At 47.3% G+C, this 16,231-nt stretch carries 19 protein-coding genes; 7 read left to right on the top strand and 12 right to left on the bottom strand.

Annotated features, from left to right (window positions below; translation table 11 throughout):
- Positions 1-115: 115 nt before the first annotated feature.
- On the top strand, positions 116-427 hold the full coding sequence (locus tag JOD82_RS22700; RefSeq protein WP_029517140.1) for an autorepressor SdpR family transcription factor: 312 nt from the start codon (positions 116-118) through the stop codon (positions 425-427).
- Positions 424-1,077, top strand: a complete 654-nt coding sequence (locus tag JOD82_RS22695) for an SdpI family protein (RefSeq protein WP_209949967.1) — start codon at positions 424-426, stop codon at positions 1,075-1,077. Before JOD82_RS22700 ends, JOD82_RS22695 begins: the two co-directional genes overlap by 4 nt.
- A gap of 91 nt (positions 1,078-1,168) precedes the next feature.
- Here JOD82_RS22695 and JOD82_RS22690 read toward each other — a convergent pair whose 3' ends face one another.
- Together JOD82_RS22690 and JOD82_RS22685 are read right to left on the bottom strand one after the other, a co-directional pair.
- Entirely contained in the window at positions 1,169-1,993 is an 825-nt protein-coding gene (locus JOD82_RS22690) for an aldo/keto reductase (RefSeq protein WP_209949966.1), read from the bottom strand.
- A 44-nt stretch (positions 1,994-2,037) separates the two neighbouring features.
- Positions 2,038-2,331 (bottom strand): putative quinol monooxygenase, encoded by a 294-nt coding sequence (locus tag JOD82_RS22685; RefSeq protein WP_069012869.1) that lies wholly within the window; start codon positions 2,329-2,331, stop codon positions 2,038-2,040.
- Between the two features lie 160 nt (positions 2,332-2,491).
- On the opposite strand from JOD82_RS22685, the gene JOD82_RS22680 reads away from it, so the two are divergent.
- The 5 genes from JOD82_RS22680 (at position 2,492) to JOD82_RS22660 (ending at position 8,042) form a co-directional block, all read left to right on the top strand.
- Positions 2,492-4,165 carry an ATP-binding protein gene (locus JOD82_RS22680; RefSeq protein ID WP_069012868.1) on the top strand — a complete coding sequence of 558 codons (1,674 nt, stop codon included), beginning with the start codon at positions 2,492-2,494 and terminating at the stop codon, positions 4,163-4,165.
- Positions 4,158-4,886, top strand: coding sequence for a response regulator (locus JOD82_RS22675; RefSeq protein ID WP_069012867.1), 729 nt, complete (start codon positions 4,158-4,160; stop codon positions 4,884-4,886). Before JOD82_RS22680 ends, JOD82_RS22675 begins: the two co-directional genes overlap by 8 nt.
- A 200-nt stretch (positions 4,887-5,086) precedes the next feature.
- Entirely contained in the window at positions 5,087-6,067 is a 981-nt protein-coding gene (locus tag JOD82_RS22670; protein WP_069012866.1) for an ABC transporter substrate-binding protein, read from the top strand.
- Positions 6,064-7,068, top strand: a complete 1,005-nt coding sequence (locus JOD82_RS22665) for a FecCD family ABC transporter permease (RefSeq protein ID WP_069012865.1) — start codon at positions 6,064-6,066, stop codon at positions 7,066-7,068. The genes JOD82_RS22670 and JOD82_RS22665 overlap by 4 nt, the downstream gene beginning before the upstream one ends.
- Positions 7,065-8,042, top strand: a complete 978-nt coding sequence (locus tag JOD82_RS22660) for a FecCD family ABC transporter permease (protein WP_209949965.1) — start codon at positions 7,065-7,067, stop codon at positions 8,040-8,042. The genes JOD82_RS22665 and JOD82_RS22660 overlap by 4 nt, the downstream gene beginning before the upstream one ends.
- Positions 8,043-8,105: 63 nt before the next feature.
- Here JOD82_RS22660 and JOD82_RS22655 read toward each other — a convergent pair whose 3' ends face one another.
- The 10 genes from JOD82_RS22655 to JOD82_RS22610 all read right to left on the bottom strand — a co-directional run.
- On the bottom strand, positions 8,106-9,344 hold the full coding sequence (locus tag JOD82_RS22655) for a serine hydrolase (protein ID WP_069012863.1): 1,239 nt from the start codon (positions 9,342-9,344) through the stop codon (positions 8,106-8,108).
- Between the two features lie 183 nt (positions 9,345-9,527).
- Positions 9,528-9,953, bottom strand: a complete 426-nt coding sequence (locus JOD82_RS22650) for an OsmC family protein (protein WP_029517152.1) — start codon at positions 9,951-9,953, stop codon at positions 9,528-9,530.
- Between the two features lie 54 nt (positions 9,954-10,007).
- A complete protein-coding gene (locus JOD82_RS22645; RefSeq protein WP_280921462.1) occupies positions 10,008-10,757 on the bottom strand; it encodes an amino acid ABC transporter ATP-binding protein in 750 nt (249 codons plus the stop codon).
- A 35-nt stretch (positions 10,758-10,792) separates the two neighbouring features.
- The gene (locus JOD82_RS22640) at positions 10,793-11,440 is read right to left on the bottom strand and encodes an amino acid ABC transporter permease (RefSeq protein WP_209949964.1); all 648 of its coding nucleotides are present in this window, start codon (positions 11,438-11,440) and stop codon (positions 10,793-10,795) included.
- Between the two features lie 85 nt (positions 11,441-11,525).
- Positions 11,526-12,383 (bottom strand): substrate-binding periplasmic protein, encoded by an 858-nt coding sequence (locus JOD82_RS22635; RefSeq protein WP_069012862.1) that lies wholly within the window; start codon positions 12,381-12,383, stop codon positions 11,526-11,528.
- A gap of 99 nt (positions 12,384-12,482) precedes the next feature.
- The gene (locus JOD82_RS22630; protein WP_061832076.1) at positions 12,483-13,160 is read right to left on the bottom strand and encodes a TetR/AcrR family transcriptional regulator; all 678 of its coding nucleotides are present in this window, start codon (positions 13,158-13,160) and stop codon (positions 12,483-12,485) included.
- Positions 13,161-13,671: 511 nt separating this feature from the next.
- A complete protein-coding gene (locus tag JOD82_RS22625) occupies positions 13,672-14,019 on the bottom strand; it encodes a winged helix-turn-helix transcriptional regulator (RefSeq protein ID WP_019685981.1) in 348 nt (115 codons plus the stop codon).
- Positions 14,020-14,179: 160 nt separating this feature from the next.
- Positions 14,180-14,926 (bottom strand): SDR family NAD(P)-dependent oxidoreductase, encoded by a 747-nt coding sequence (locus JOD82_RS22620; RefSeq protein WP_165149917.1) that lies wholly within the window; start codon positions 14,924-14,926, stop codon positions 14,180-14,182.
- Between the two features lie 175 nt (positions 14,927-15,101).
- Positions 15,102-15,512 carry an HAD family hydrolase gene (locus tag JOD82_RS22615; protein WP_245231537.1) on the bottom strand — a complete coding sequence of 137 codons (411 nt, stop codon included), beginning with the start codon at positions 15,510-15,512 and terminating at the stop codon, positions 15,102-15,104.
- Between the two features lie 345 nt (positions 15,513-15,857).
- Positions 15,858-16,231, bottom strand: a 374-nt coding sequence (locus tag JOD82_RS22610) for a DinB family protein (protein ID WP_209949963.1), incomplete at its 5' end; no start/stop codon positions are given.

Below are 16,231 nucleotides of genomic sequence, written 5' to 3'. Positions count from 1 at the left end.
TCGTTAATTTTTTCTAAAATGATGTCTTGTTCCATTGACATGTAGTATAGCTGTATTTTACTATGGTGTTAGATATTTAGAATATTATCTAAATATCTAAAGGAGGAAATGTATTTTGAACGATGCCTTCAAAGCTTTGGCTGATCCGACCCGGCGTACAATCTTGCAGCTTTTAAAGGAAAAAAGCATGAGCGCAGGCGAAGTAGCTGAACATTTTCAAATTAGCAAACCCAGCATCTCCCACCATCTCAATATCCTAAAGCAGGCTGGGCTGGTGCTGGATGAACGACAGGGGCAAAACATTATATACACCCTGCATACAACGGTTGTGGCGGATGTCATCGGTTGGATGTTCAGTATAGCCCACTCCGATACCCCTGCCAGGAAAAATGTGAATCATATTAAGGATGGGGAGGAATCTGAATGAAATTTCGAACACCTTGGAGCTTGACGGATGTTTTGACAACTTTGATTGCCTTATCACCCGCCATAGGCGCTATACTGCTGTACGACCGGCTTCCCAATGTTCTAGTCTCGCATATTAACTTTAACAATACAGCAGATGGGTATACGAGCAAAAGTGGTTCTATTATCATGCTCGTGTTGTTGGGCCTAGTCCCGCTGGTCATTCGATTGGCACGCCACATGGACCCCAACAGAGCAAATTTCGAGAAATTTGCTAAAGCCTATGAGGTTACGCGTGTAGGCACTTCGCTCATTCTCGCTATAGCCGGTTGGGGAATGCTGCTGTATAACCTGAATATACGACTGCAAATGAATGCTATAATTTTAGGGTTAATAGGCCTGATGCTGATGGTGATGGGGAATTATATGACTCAGGTACAGCCGAACTATACGTTCGGTATCCGCACGCCGTGGACTCTGTCTAATCCCGAGGTATGGCGTAAAACGCACCGTTTCGGGGGGCCTATGATGATGCTTGGCGGTGCTTCAGCGTTGGTGGCGGCATGGATCGGTGGAATGGCCGGAGTAGTCATTTTCCTAACCGTACTGATCATATCCGTTATCTCTCCTGTACTCTATTCTTACTTGTTGTATCGTAAGCTAAACAAGTAAATAGACAAAGCCACACCTGAACCTAAAAAAGGAACCTCCCAAACCGCGATAAACGCAGAATGGGAGGTTCTTTTTACAAGTGAATATTTATTTAAAACAACAGCTTATCGGGATGGGTGCCTACACGCTCATCCAGATGAAGACCATTAATTCGGTCAATATCCTCAGTCGTTAGTTCAAAATCGAACAAATCGGCATTTTCGCGGATACGATGCGCGGTAACCGATTTGGGAATCGTCACAATCCCCCGATCCAGATGCCAACGCAAAATGACCTGCGAAGAGGTTTTACCGTATTTGGCAGCAATCTCAACGATGTCCGCTTGCTCGGTTAATTTCCCCTTCATCAGCGGGCTCCACGATTCTAGCTGAATCTGGTGCTCCCGGCAGTATTGATGCAGCTCTTGTTGTGTCAGACGTGGGTGAAGCTCCACTTGATTGATGACAGGAACCATGTTGCTATCTTGGAGGAGGTCTTCGAGATGGTGAACTTGGAAGTTACTAACGCCGATAGCGCGTACGCTTCCTTCTTCATACAAGCGTTCAAATGCTTTCCAGGTTTCCTTGTACTTATCCTTACCAGGCCAATGAATGAGATACAGATCAATGATATCCAGACCCAGCCGTTTACGACTTTCCTCAAAGGCACGCAGTGTTGAATCGTAGCCCTGATCCTGATTCCATAGCTTGGTGGTTACAAACAGATTTTCTCTAGCCGCTCCACTATCACGAATGGCTTGTCCAACCAGTTCCTCGTTGCCGTAGATCGCCGCTGTATCAATGTGACGGTAACCGACCTCAATAGCTGTTTTGACCGCTTCGTAGACCTCATTGCCTTCCGCCTTGTAAGTACCGAAACCGAGCCAAGGCATCTGAACTCCGTTATTCAGTACAGTTGTATCCACAATGTTCCCCATGTCTATTCCTCCTGTTCCTGATTATGAATTATCCAACGGGATGATTACAGTTTAGTTGCATCCTGAAAAGCATTCACTTGAAGCGGAGCAGCCAACAATTCTTTAGCCGCGGCAACAAATGCCTGGAAATGGGCAGAATTATTATGGAAATCTACAGCAGCAGCATCTTTCCACTCTTCAACCATCGTAAATGCGTTGGAATCATTCAGATCCTGCATTAACGTGTAGCGTACATTGCCTTCTTCAGCTTGGGATGCGCTGACCAGCCCTTGGGTTTGTTGCAAAAAAGCCTCTCTTTTTTCAGGTAAAACTTTCATATCGGCATGAATAATAATCATATTATGTTCCTCCTCGTATTATGTAACTATTTCTATTATAGACCATTCTTTCGAAAGAATAAAAGTGCGGGCGTTTCTGTAATACAGTAAAATAGATCGTATGGGGGAGAGATCAACTGATCCGTTCCTCCTATATTTTGTTTAACGGCGGTGAAGGCATGTGCGTTTTCAGACAAAACTAATGGTATTTATATCCCTATTAGTACTGGTAGTTACCGGGCTGTTGGGATTATCCTTTCGATATATGATCACCTCCGCTCTATATGATGAAATCGGAGAAAGGGCGCTCACCGTCGCCAATACCCTCGCCGTAGATGCGCAGGTCAGAGACGCTCTGGAGCAGACTGAGACGACGCAATTGCGTTCGCGTATCAACGAGGTCATAAAGCCTGTCCAAGCCAGCAGCGGCGCTGATTTTATTACTATTGCTGATCATCATCTCATCCGGCAGTGGCATGTAAACCCGGAGCGCATCGGCACGCCTATGATAGACCCCATGAATGATAAGGTACTGCAAGGGCAGTCCTTTATCACTGAATCGACGGGCTCTCTCGGACCGTCAATACGCGCCAAAACAGCCGTTTATGATACGCAAGGTAAGGCCATCGGGCTCGTCTCTGTAGGTTTTTTAATGACAGATGTGCAGCAAAATATTCGTACATACACATATGCATGGCTCTGGTTTATGGTGGGCGCGCTGATGATCGGCATATTGGGAAGCCTGGTTATAGCGCAACGGGTACGCCGCGCACTGCATGGACTGGAGCCAGTGGAGATCGGACGGTTGTACCAGGAAAAGCAAGCCATTATTGAGTCCATCGGCGAAGGGATTATCGCGGTTAATAGTAACGGACAAATCACACTTGCCAATCCACAGGCAGCTCGCTTGATCGGACTCCCGCCGGAAACCTCTATCTACGGATGCGACCTTCGTCACTTGACTGGTGTTCCGGATGTACTGGTTGATATGCTTGTTGCCGATTACACAGTAGAGCATTCAACGATGGGGCCAGATCAGGGACAGTACATATGGAATGAGGAAATTGAGGTCCAACAGCGAATTGTAGTCGTCAGCCGTGTGCCGATCCAGGATCGTTCCGGTCGCATCATGGGCACGGTTGCCAGTCTGCGTGACAAGACCGAACTGCTCCACATGACACAACAGTTGACAGAGGTCAAAGATTACGCGGAAGTACTGCGATCACAAACACACGAATACGCCAATCGGCTGTATCTCATATCCGGCCTGATTCAGTTGGAGTGTTATGACGAAGCGGTGGACTTTATCACCCAGGAATCAGAGGAATATCGTGTACACAGGCCGATTGCCACAGCTCTCCTGCCCGATTCAATCATCGCCAGCCTACTGATCGGTAAGAAGAAACAGGCGCTGGAAAAAGGGGTTTTACTCCATTCTGATATTAAAGGAGCATTCTCAACCCAGTCCCCTACGTTGGAGTGGTCCTTTCTCGCTTCCATAGCCGGAAACCTGCTGGACAATGCCATGGAAGCTGTTGCGATGTCCTCCATCTTTGACGGACAGGTCTGGTTCCGGCTTGAAGAAACGACTGAAGCCATCATCGTCGAAGTTGCGGATAACGGATCGGGAATTTCGGACGATATCCAAGAAAAGTTGTTTGTCAGAGGAGCTTCGACCAAAGCAGAAGCAGGACATGGATATGGCCTTGCTCTCGTGCTGGAGTACACTGAACGAATGGGCGGCTCTATAGAAGTGCACAAACGTCCTGGTGGAGGAAGTATTTTTGAGGTTTACATTCCTTTACATAGAACAGATACGAGTAATAATGCAAAAGGAGGTTATGCCCATGAATGAGCAGGTTTTATCGGACATTGAGGTTCTTATTATTGAAGACGATCCGCGAATTGCGGAGATTAACCGCCGATTTATTGAAAAGGTGGACGGGTTCACCGTATGTGCAATCGCGACGAACGAATTTGAGGCAAAACTTCAACTGGACGTGCTCCGTCCTCCTCTAGTCGTGCTGGATGTTTATTTTCCTGATACGGATGGTCTAACCCTGCTATCGTTCATCAAGCAACACTATCCGGGGACAGATGTTATTATGCTGACTGCCGCCAAAGAAGCTGAAACAGTGGTACAAGCCGTTCGAGCAGGCGTGTTTGATTTTATCGTAAAGCCGCTTATATTCGAGAGATTGCGTGCGACCTTGGAGGAATATGCCCGGTTTCGGCGACAAATCACAACATGGCAAGAGGAACAATCCACAGTCGAGCAATCTGAAATTGACAGTTTACTTCAAAGCGCGGGCACCGGTCGGATGGCGGGGAACGGAGTCGGAGAACTATGGGCCAAAGGCATCGATAAAGTAACTTGCGACAAAGTGCTAGATCTCCTGAATCGACGGGGTGAGGTGACTACAGGTACAGTGGGAATCGAGCTGGGTATGAGCCGTTCTACAGCCAGAAGGTATCTGGAGTATTTAGTGGAAAGTGGCGACGCGCACCACGATCAGGTGTACGGAACCGTCGGCAGACCGGAGCGTATCTATCGCCGACAGCGGAGGGATGCATAAACCGTCCAACTCTGATGTCCTGGTACTTCCCCTCCTCCTATTCATAATTTTATTGAATTTAATTCACTTAATCGATCAAAACGGTTTAAATAACCACATTATTTACGTCCTCCTTCCCGATTGCTAGAATGATCAACAGTTAGTTGATTGATAATGATTATCAGTTTCTCTGATAATCATACTGGAACGGGGGATAACATATGGCAATACCGAAACAACCACTGCGCACAGGTATGCTGCTTGCAGCGATCCTGGCACTACTGACGGTCATTATGGCGGGATGTGGAAGCCAGTCACAAGATAACAGCGCAGTAGCACCTCAAGCAACAGGCGACACTCGAATGATTAAACATGAGATGGGAGAAACCAAAGTTACAGGTACACCCAAAAGAATCGTAACCCTGGAATTCTCTTTTGTCGATGCCACAACCCAACTGGGCGTAACTCCTGTCGGTATAGCTCAGGAAAATGACGATGATATTGATGGGCTGCTCGGCAAGAAAATCGACTTCACACCAGTAGGAACACGCAAACAGCCAAACCTGGAAACGATCAGCTCCTTGAAGCCGGATTTGATTATTGCTGATCTGAATCGTCATAAAAGCATATACAAAGAACTTAGTGAGATTGCTCCGACCATTGTTCTAAAGAGCCGCAATTCCTCCTATGAACAAAACTTGGCATCCTTCGGTGTCATCGCCGATGCGTTGGGTGAGAAGGAAAAAGGCGAGCAAATTCTCGCTACGCATAAAGCTACAATGGAAAAGTTGAAAGAAGGCATCAAAGCTGGTGAGCCACGCAGCGTATTGCTAGGGGTATTCCGTTCTGATTCACTATCGGCTCACGGCGCTTCATCCTTTGATGGACAACTACTGGAGCAAGCGGGTATCCACAATGCCCTTCAAAATACAAGCGAGCCTACCGTCAAGCTGACGCTGGAGCAAATTTCACAAGCGGATCCTGATGTGATCTTTTTGGTGGAAGCCGATGAGAAGCTGATTGCGGAATGGAAGCAAAACCCGCTTTGGCAAAACATTACGGCCGTCAAAAAAGGGGAAGTTTACGAAGTAAACCGGGCACTGTGGACCCGATACCGTGGACTCGGCTCAGCCGAAAAAATACTGGAGCAAGCCATTTCGCTTCTGTATCCCGCGCAAAGTAAAGGAGACGGCTCCCGGTGATCGGACAAGCCTCACGCGACCGGCTGAATAAGCCGGTCTTCTTTGCACTTATCGCTGCGTTGCTGGCTGGACTGCTGCTCAGCGTGGCGATTGGCCCAGTCAGGATGGACATCCCCACCATGCTGACTGCGCTGTTCACGGAGCATCCGTCTAAGGATCAGCTCATTGTCTTGACGGTACGCCTACCGCGTGCCGTTATTGGCCTAATCGTCGGGGCCGGGCTTGCCGTGGCTGGAGCTCTGATGCAGGCCATCACACGCAACCCGCTGGCTTCGCCGCAGGTATTCGGGGTCAGCTCAGGCGCTTCGCTGGCTGTCGTGCTGTCCGTCGTGCTGCTGCCAAATATCGGATCGTCCGGCAGCATTTATTTTGCTTTTGCCGGGGCCATCGCAGGCGGTTCCTTCGTATATGCGCTGGCCGGAACGGCGGGCATGACGCCGGTCAAGCTGGCCCTTGCCGGGATGGCCGTGCATCTGCTGCTGGCCTCCATCACCCAGGGACTGCTCGTGTTCAACGAGCAAATATCCGATGTGCTATATTGGCTCGCCGGAGCCATCGACGGGTCCACTTGGGCCGACACGCGTCTGGTGCTACCATGGTTCGCCGTGGGTATGATTCTTGCGCTAGCGCTGGCCCCCTCGCTATCTGTGCTGAGCCTCGGGACGGAGGTCGCACAGGGATTGGGACAAAACGTACGTCTTGTCCGTCTACTGGCCTCGGCCTCAGTGATTATGCTGGCAGGCTCTGCCATAGCGGTAGCCGGTTCCATCGGCTTTGTGGGCTTGATGGTACCGAATATCATCAAGATGTTTACAGGCGACAATTACAAACGGGTCATTCCCCTGTCTGCAATCTGCGGAGCTCTGCTGCTGACCTATGCGGACGTGCTTGGACGATTTATTGCATTTCCTTATGAATCACCCGTTGGCATTGTAACCGCGCTGGTGGGTGCGCCCTTCTTTTTATATCTGGCGCATAAGAACGGGAGGGCTTCACGATGAAAAAACTGTGGATTTTACTCGCGCTCATGCTGGGTGTTGCTTTTATAGCTATAGGCGTGGGCAGCACCTACATTACGCCCTCTGAGCTGATCAAGGCTCTGACGGACCGGAATGCTTCTTCCTGGTTCATCGTTCACCATTATCGGCTGCCGCGCGGCCTACTGGCCATCATGGCAGGAGCTGGGCTGGCAGTAGCCGGTGTTCTGCTGCAAGGTATGATCCGCAACCCGCTAGCCTCGCCAGATGTGGTAGGTGTATCCAAGGGGGCTGGCTTTGCGGCGGTTCTCGTCATCGTACTGCTGCCCTCATCCCCAGTGGCGCTGTTGCCTGTAGCCGCCTTTGTCGGTGCCGGGCTAGCTGCACTGTTGCTCGTACAGCTTTCGATGAAGGGAGGCATGCGTCCCAACATGCTAGCCTTGACCGGACTGGCGGTGGGCGCTATTTTTCAGGCTGCGACCGACTATATACTGGTCAAGTATCCACTCGAAGCCAGCGACACGCTCACTTGGCTAGCTGGAAGTCTGTGGGGCAAAGGCTGGGACGAAGTGTATGGGCTACTGCCGTGGTTAATCGTGTTACTACCTCTCGCCTATGCACTACAGCGCAAGCTGGATATTATGAGCCTAGATGAGGAAAGCTCTGCTGGGCTGGGACTTAGCGTGAAGCGTGTGCGTACAGGACTGCTAGCCGTGTCAGTCGCCTTGGCTGCCTCCTGTGTCGCTGCCATCGGCTCCATCGGATTTATCGGACTGCTGGCACCGCATCTGGCACGACGGTTATTTGGCAATCGCCACCGCTATCTATTGCCCGGCTCGGCGATGATCGGCGCGCTGATTCTCGTCCTCTCCGACGCGCTCGGACGGGGTCTGAAGCCGCCGCTCGAAATTCCCGCTGGCATCGTGACAGCCGTCATTGGCGCGCCATATTTTTTGTATCTATTACTGCGGGAACGCAAACAGAAAGGCAGCGGATAGGATGAGGATAAGGAGTTACGCATCGCAGTTAAACGCTGCATTATACCGTAGCGTTTAGCTGCGTTACCTTCTCACCTGTACACCGATACGCTGATTAATTTCTTTTGTAAACGATTTATCATGTAGTAATCTCTTTTTAAAATCATTTATCATTTCAGGCAAGCTGGCATTTGTGTTAGGATCCAAATCGTTAAAAAAGACAGCTAGCTCTGTCAAATGCCCTTCCTTATCTGTTGCATACATTGTCAGTGTCAAAACGTAAGCTGTGGAGCCACCTTTTTGCCCAGTATGTTTCAAAAATTGCTGGTTTTCAGGAAGAACCATAAGTGGTTTCTCCATGACCTCGGACAATAACTTTTGCTCAACTTTTGTGAACCCTTGACGGCGGTTCAGCTTACTCATTAAAAAGGCATAATCGGCTGTCGTTGAAGCTATAAAACGATCCGTATTGATACGGTCATAATCCTGGTCATACCAGTTCTTAATATCTGCGTTTCTCTTGTAAGAACCACTCACATCACGGCGCAGCTTGTTATGAATCACACGGGCATATCGGCGAAACTCCGTGCCAGACATCGCCTGGATGGCTTCTTTGGCAGAAATATTATTCTTTGTATTATTCCAATTCTCACCTTGGCTCTCCTTCATACGTTCGTAAGGAATCAGAATAGAGGATACAAAAGGATAAATAGGATCATGATTTTGCAAACCCAAGTTGGCTCTCGTCCGATTGATCGCTTCCAACCCCAGTTTGTCCATTAAATACTCCGCATTGGCGTTGGAACTGAATTGAATCATCCCCTTGGCAACCTCGCGTACAGATACAGTTTCATTCTGTATCCGCCCTTTAGCTTCCATATCCTGTAGCCACGCCGCATGAGCACCACCATCCAAACCCGGCAAATAAAACCTTTCCAGCGAAATCAGCTTCACTCTCTTATCCGGGTTAATCTGACCCACCGCCGCTTGCTTGGCATATTCAATCGCAATGATCGTTTTGACGGTGCTCGCCAAAGGCATCATACGGTTCTCTTCTTGGCCTGCCAGCTTTTTTCCATCTCTCAGAATCGTAATCGAAACCTTTTCTGCATTCGCCTCCACAAAATGAAGTAAACGCGTGGCAGCATCCTGTTCCTTCGTTTCTTCCTTAACGTCAGCTGCAATCGCAGTTGTGGGTCGGACGGTATTCGGGGGATTAGCCACTTGATTCTGCACGAAAGATAGTAATCCTGTTGTCACACCCATAACGATGAGCACTGTAGCCACAATAGTTGCTATTATGATAAGGCACTTTCGTTTCACTATAACCTCCCCCTGTATGCATTTCATACATAGGTTTATTTTCCCATTTTTATATTTCAATTTCTATTTTAAACGAAAACACAGTACAAAAGGTTTCATTACGTGTCATATTTTCAAATAACATAAAAAAGAGAGTCTCCTGTATATAACACAGGCTGACTCTCTTTCATTATTCTTCAACACTTATGCTGGATAGGGTACTTCGGTTCCATTCAAAATGAGGTGCATTCGAATTTCCGCTTTTAAGGAATCGGATACGGCACAATATTTTTCCTTACCCATCTGAATTGCTTTCCATACGCGGTAATCCGGAATATCTCCATCTACGTGGAATGTCAGATCAATCGCTGTAAAGCCTGTCGGCGTTTCTTCCTTGCGCGTACCTTCTGCGTCAATATCAATGCGAGTAATGTCTGACAAGAAACGATCCAAAATCATTGTGATATCGATACCCATACATCCTGCCAGACCTGCCAATAGCAGTTCCATGGGTGTCATTCCTTTACCATCACCGCCATAAGCCGCCGTAGCATCCATCCCTACAGAATAACCGGATGGTCCCTCCGAAGTAAACGCGCGTTTGCCGTGCCAAGTTGTAGATACTTTCATGTTCAAAGGCCTTCTTTCCATTTTAATAATCTATGATTCATCCTCGATCTTATTTTAAAATTCACTGATTTGACGTAAAAATTTCTGTGTTCTCTCATGCTGGGGAGTGTCAAAAAACGCCTGTGGCGCTGCCTCCTCCAAAATGATTCCATCTGCCATAAATACGACCTTGTCCGCCACCTCGCGAGCAAATTTCATCTCATGAGTAACGACGACCATCGTCATTCCGTCTTGAGCCAGCTCTCGCATAACACCCAGCACTTCCCCTACCAGCTCGGGATCAAGCGCCGATGTCGGCTCATCGAACAGCATAATCGCCGGGTTCATCGCCAGCGCACGCGCAATGGCTACTCGTTGCTGTTGTCCACCGGACAGACGTGAAGGATGTACATCCTGCTTGTCCGATAACCCCACCCGCTCCAACAACCGTTGTCCGATGGACATAGCCTTGTCGCGCGGCATTTTTTTTACTGTCAGCAGTCCTTCAATGACATTGCCGATTGCGGTTTTGTGCGGATACAGATTGAATTGCTGGAACACCATCCCTGTCTGTTTGCGAATCTCACGAATGGCTGCTTGGCGGACACGAACGGGAGCCGTAGCATCGACCTCAATCCCATTCACCTCAAACTTGCCGGAAGACAGCTCTTCCAGACCGTTCAGGCAGCGCAGCAAGGTACTTTTACCTGAACCGCTCGGGCCGAGTAATACGACGATTTCACGAGCGGCAACCTGAAAATCAATGCTTTTCAGAACCTCTACCTGTCCGAATCGTTTACCTAATCCGTTAGTTGTTATCATCATCTATCATCTCCACCTTAATAAGCTCGAGCCAGACGCTAATAAGCTCGAGCCAGACGCTTTTCCACCCGCTCCAGTATAGCGGAGAATCCAATGCTCATAATCCAGTACATCAGGCCAATTTCGAGCAGAAACGGCATGTAAAGCAAATACTGCGCCTGTAAAAGCTGTGCCTGCCGCATCAATTCACTGACCCCGATAAACGACACCAGCGACGTTTCTTTAAGCATACCTACAAATGTATTCCCCATCGGTGCAATTGCGATCCGTACCGCCTGAGGAAGAATAATACGCCACATCGTTTGACCGGGCGACATTCCCGTTGCATAAGCTGCCTCGGTCTGTCCCTGGGGTATAGCTAAAATAGCTCCACGGAACGTCTCCGATAAGTACGCCCCTGTATTAATGCTAAGTGCCAGACAAGCAGCTGTCAGCGATCCGAATGATATTCCATAATCATCCAGCCCATAATAAATGACTGCAATCTGCACCAAAACCGGCGTCCCCCGAATGATCGATACATACATGCGCGCCAGCCATCGAACAGGTCGATTCCCCTTCAACCGGGCCACAGCAACAATCAAACCAATGATTAGGCCAAAAAACATAGAGACAATCGTAATATATAGCGTATAATAAGCACCCTTTAATAAAAAAGGGACGTTCTCCCACATTAATTCAAGCATTGGTTATATTCCCTTCTTTCAGACGAGTGGCCCCATGTCAGCATAAAAGCCAAGACTGGAGCCAGACGCCTCTAACAGGCTTACGTTATTCTTTTGGCTCCTCGCCAAACCATTTTTTGAAAATTGTTTTGTAAGTGCCGTCTTCCTTCATTTCCTTCAAAGCCTTGTTCAAGGCTTCTTTGAGCTCAGGAGTTTTCTGGTTAATGGCTACACCCGCTTGATCCGATTTAATTGGCTCGCCTACGGCTTTAATTTGGAACCCGTTTTTATCGATAATGGGCTTGAGAGCATACAGATTGTTGATTGTTGCGTCAATACGACCAGAGTTTAGATCCTTTAAGGAAGTAATGACATCATCATACGTTTTAATCTCAAAATCGCCTACCTTCGGCAGTACTTCATTCCGCAGATAAGATTCATCATTCGTTCCCAAGCCGACACCAATGGTTTTGCCTTTAAAGTCCTCCAGCTTGGTAATATCATTTGTTTTGCTGTTTACGATAATGTTTACATTGTTTGTGATATAAGGCTCTGTGAAGTCAATAGCCTTCTTACGATCCTCTGTAATCGTCACCTGACTAATCACTGCATCGAATTTTTTCTTTTGCAAACTTGGAACCAGCCCCGAGAATTCTTGTGCCGTGAACTCCGGTTTCACTCCAATCCGCTTCGCCAATTCTTTGGCGATATCCACATCAAATCCGTCCAATTCCTTGTTATCGTTCAAGAAATTGTACGGCGGATAGGTGCCCATCATGCCTACCTTAATCACACCAGCCTTCTTGATTGCTTCGAGCTGGTTACTCGCTGCCCCATTACTGCTACCCGCTCCATTGCTAGTATTAGAAGCTTCTGGCTTAGTACCGCAAGCGCTTAGCACAAGGCTGAACAATGCCACAGCCATGAGTATAGTTACCAAGAACCCTTTTTTACGTGTTTTCATGTATCGTTCTCTCCTGTCTGGATGTAAATGATTGAGTTCATATATGTGATTTGGCTATATTATTTGTTGCCAACTACCCATTCATGCGATGTTGACCCTCTAGCTTTGACCTAGTAGTCCATAAAACTCAAAATTAGCCGCCTCTGCTGCCAATCTTTTAGCAGTTATCTGCGTGATGTGGTCATATGTTCCCTCTGAACCGAATAGCCAGCGTGTAATGACACCTTCGATCATACTCATGAGTAGTGCCGCCCTTAATTCGACATCCAATTCAGCAGGCAACATGTTCAGCTCGATCGCTCTTTCCATATTGCGCCGGAATGCCAGCTCCATCGCGGCCCTTGTCTCTCGGATACTCTGGCGCACCGGTTCATCGACACCACTGCCGATCAGCAGCAAACCCATCAGATAGCGGTTCTCCAATGCAAAATCAAATAACCGAACAAACAGCGCCTCCGATGCCTTAACCATATCAGCCAGCGTTCCCGCATCACGGCGATATCCCTGTCCAATCGCTGACAGTAGTTGTTCACGACCGGTAGCGATAATCTCCAGCGCCAGTGCCTCTTTGCTTTTAAAATGCCAATAAAACGTGCCTTGGGCTACTCCCGCCTCTACCACGATATCTGAAATCTTCGTTTGATGGTAACCCTGCTCGGCGAACCGCTTCAATGCTATGTGAAGAAGCTGTGTTCTGCGGTCTGTTTCTTCTCCCGCGTGCTCGGCAGGTTGGTCATTTGAGACGGTCTCGGACTGCTTCGCCTTCCGTGGCTGCATGGGTTCCCTCCTCCCGATTGATCAGTCAGTCAGTTTTGTATTTTTAATCCTATAGGATAAGTATACTTTTGTCAAAGAAAAAAGTGTCAGAAGAAAATAAAGTTTTGCTGCTCCAAGCGGCTTTTAAATTTTAAAAACCGACAGATCCCATAAAATAAGTATTAGACTGGCGCCAACAAAAAAGACAGCGGCAGTCTCAGACTACCGCTGTTTTATTAAACTAACGTTTCTCGTTAGCGTAATGGGTTCTGTCATTAGCCTCAACCGCTTACTTGTTTGCTCAGACTCCTGGCAACAGCTGGGGCATGATGCTTTTGCCATAATCCAAGACGTACTTATTAATCTCTGAGACAAGTTTTGTGTCCTTAGTTTTGTAGTGCACCTTGTTAATTACGAAGTAACCTGTACTAGAATATTGCTCATCACTCGAAAACATCAACGTAAAACGATAAAACAAAAAAGCCGCTAAAATAGCGACTTCAAATGGGACTATGCTCTTGTCCCCCGACAGTTAATCCAGATACAAAATCTCAATCTCGCCCGGAGCGAAGGATTGCTCTGCGTAATTCCCCCCCCAATCACAAAGCGATCTCAAAATGGGTTCAAGTGATTGACCCAGTTCCGTCGTTGAATATTCCACCTTAGGCGGTACCTGATTGTACATCTTTCTGCGAATTAATCCGTCTGTTTCCAGTTCCCGAAGAGTTTGAATCAGCATCTTTTGCGATATATTATGAACGAGTCGCTTAAGCTCTCCCGTCCGTTTAGGTCCTTTTATTAAATAGTACAGAACAAGCCCCTTCCACTTTCCTCCGATAACCTCTAGTGTAACTTCCAGTTCACAGAAAAATGTTTTCATATCAATACACCATCTCCCGATCTAAGAATATCCCCTTCATGTATCGCTTGATCCTTCAAGGATCACTGAAGGAAAAATTGAACGTTACATGGAGGGGATAATACAATCGCCTTTAAGTTGATTTAAAAATCTTTGTCGTTTGAAAATTACTATGTCCTGGTTAAACTTGAGCTACTCCGCCATCTACGAATAATTCAACGCCGTTCATATAGCTGCTTTCATTAGAGGCTAGGAACATGACAGCATTGGAGATCTCTTCAACCTGCCCCACTCTGCCGAGCGGAATATCATTTTTTGCCTGTTCCAGTAAATGATCTAGTTCAGAGCCAAATAACTCATCGTACGCCGGCGTTACGATTGTTCCCGGACTAAGGATGTTTATACGAATTTCGGTCCCTCTCATATCAAGAATCCAGCTGCGGACGAGCTGTCTGATCGCTGCCTTGGATGCACCATAGATACTAAACGCTGGCATCCCCGTCGAGCCAGCAGTGGATCCCGTTAGAATAATCGAACCTCTTTTATTTGGAAACAAAGCTAATGCCTTTTGTACTGTAAAGATGGTTCCTTTCACGTTGACATCGAAAGTCTTGTAGTATTGTGCTTCTGTAATTTCTCCTAATGGAAGCAATGACCCTAGTCCGGCATTTGCAAAGAGAATGTCCAAGTGTCCCTTTTCTCGCTTAACTGTTTCGAATAATATATCTAGATCTTCCGATTTAGATATGTCACCTCGGACACCTGTAACATTCTTTCCGATCTGCTTTACTGCTTCATCCAGTTCACGTTGTCTGCGTCCCGTGATAAAAACGTAAGCCCCTTCTTTTACGAACTGTTGTGCCGACGCGAGACCGATGCCGCTTGTACCTCCGGTTACAACTGCTACCTTCCCGTCAAATTTCCCCATTCTATTACACTCCTTTTATAATGATTTATATGGTATAGGATGCTCTGTCTGCTTCATGAACCTCCTATGAACGATAGTATGGGGGAAAAGTTACAAGAAAAACAGTACCCACTTTTTTGTGATATAGTCACCAAAAAGTGATAATTGAGGCGGCACAAGCGTTTGTTTTTACAGCCTAACAGATGGAAGTGAGCTCCATTAAGTTTGAGATTGTATATGTGCTTTTAATTTCTGCCGGACTTATTTGTCCGGTTCTGTTGACCCAACAGGTGTCAATGCCCGACTGAAGACCACCATCTGAAATATGACTTATGACGTAATTGAAAAATTCTCCCTTCGGTTTTTGATAACCAATGCTTTGCGAATCAAAGATATCCTCGAAAAACTTATATAGCCCAGACTGCTTCAAGCGTTTGATTTGCGTGTGAGTGATACCATTCGTGATTACGAACATTCGATGGGTCTTTGATAAGCGATGACAGACATCCATTGCGCCTTCCATAAGCAATTGGTTTCCATCTCCCAACAATTCTCTATACAAACCTTCCCATTCCAAGCCGACCACGATTTCCCTCATTCTCAACATTGTAAAAGAGGGCTCCATTAATTACTCACCACATGATACCACGTATTTGAACTATCCTGCCCGTTAGCTTAAACAAGTACCGGCAGTCTAATGTGGTGTAGTGCTTATGAAAAGTAAATAAGCCCATAACCGTATTTGGAAGCAAATTAATTTTCCAATTTATAAGGGTATGGGCTCTCTTTGATCCTAAATAAGGCAGTGTAGGTTCTTATCACTTATAAAACACCATCGTCTGCTAATATACATTAGCATGTTGCTCTTATATGGTAAAAGCAATTTGTTGAGCTTTCGTACCCGTCGTTCAATGCCAATCCCATTCCGAGTAAAGGTGATTATTAGGCTCTGTTAGAGCCTCGCGAACGTGATGTAATCGACTTGGGCAGGCTCTGCCGATTCGATCCGAAGCGACCGGTTGATCTGTCCCCGGTGATATTGCCCATGTAAGAGGACCTGCGACAGGATGTCCCGGACGGACGTTCGGAACGGAACCCCACTCTGGTTCGCATAGTCGATCATCTCGTCCAACTCGGATTCCTCGAGCCCTTCGATATAGACGCGATATTGCTCGGCGTTTTCTTCGAATATCGTCCGGATCGCCGTCAGGTCTTCTGCTTCCTCCCACAACGAATATTGCGCGCTGCCCTTGCCCTGCAATCGGGACAGCCAGACTCGTTCCGCGACCGCGACGTGCCGAACCAGCTTCAGAAGGTCCTTGTTCT

It is taken from the genome of Paenibacillus sp. 1182 (assembly GCF_017833915.1).
Lineage (GTDB): Bacteria > Bacillota > Bacilli > Paenibacillales > Paenibacillaceae > Paenibacillus > Paenibacillus polymyxa_D.
The sequence above is the reverse complement of the archived record's forward strand: the minus strand, read 5'-3'. Positions and strand labels throughout refer to the sequence as shown.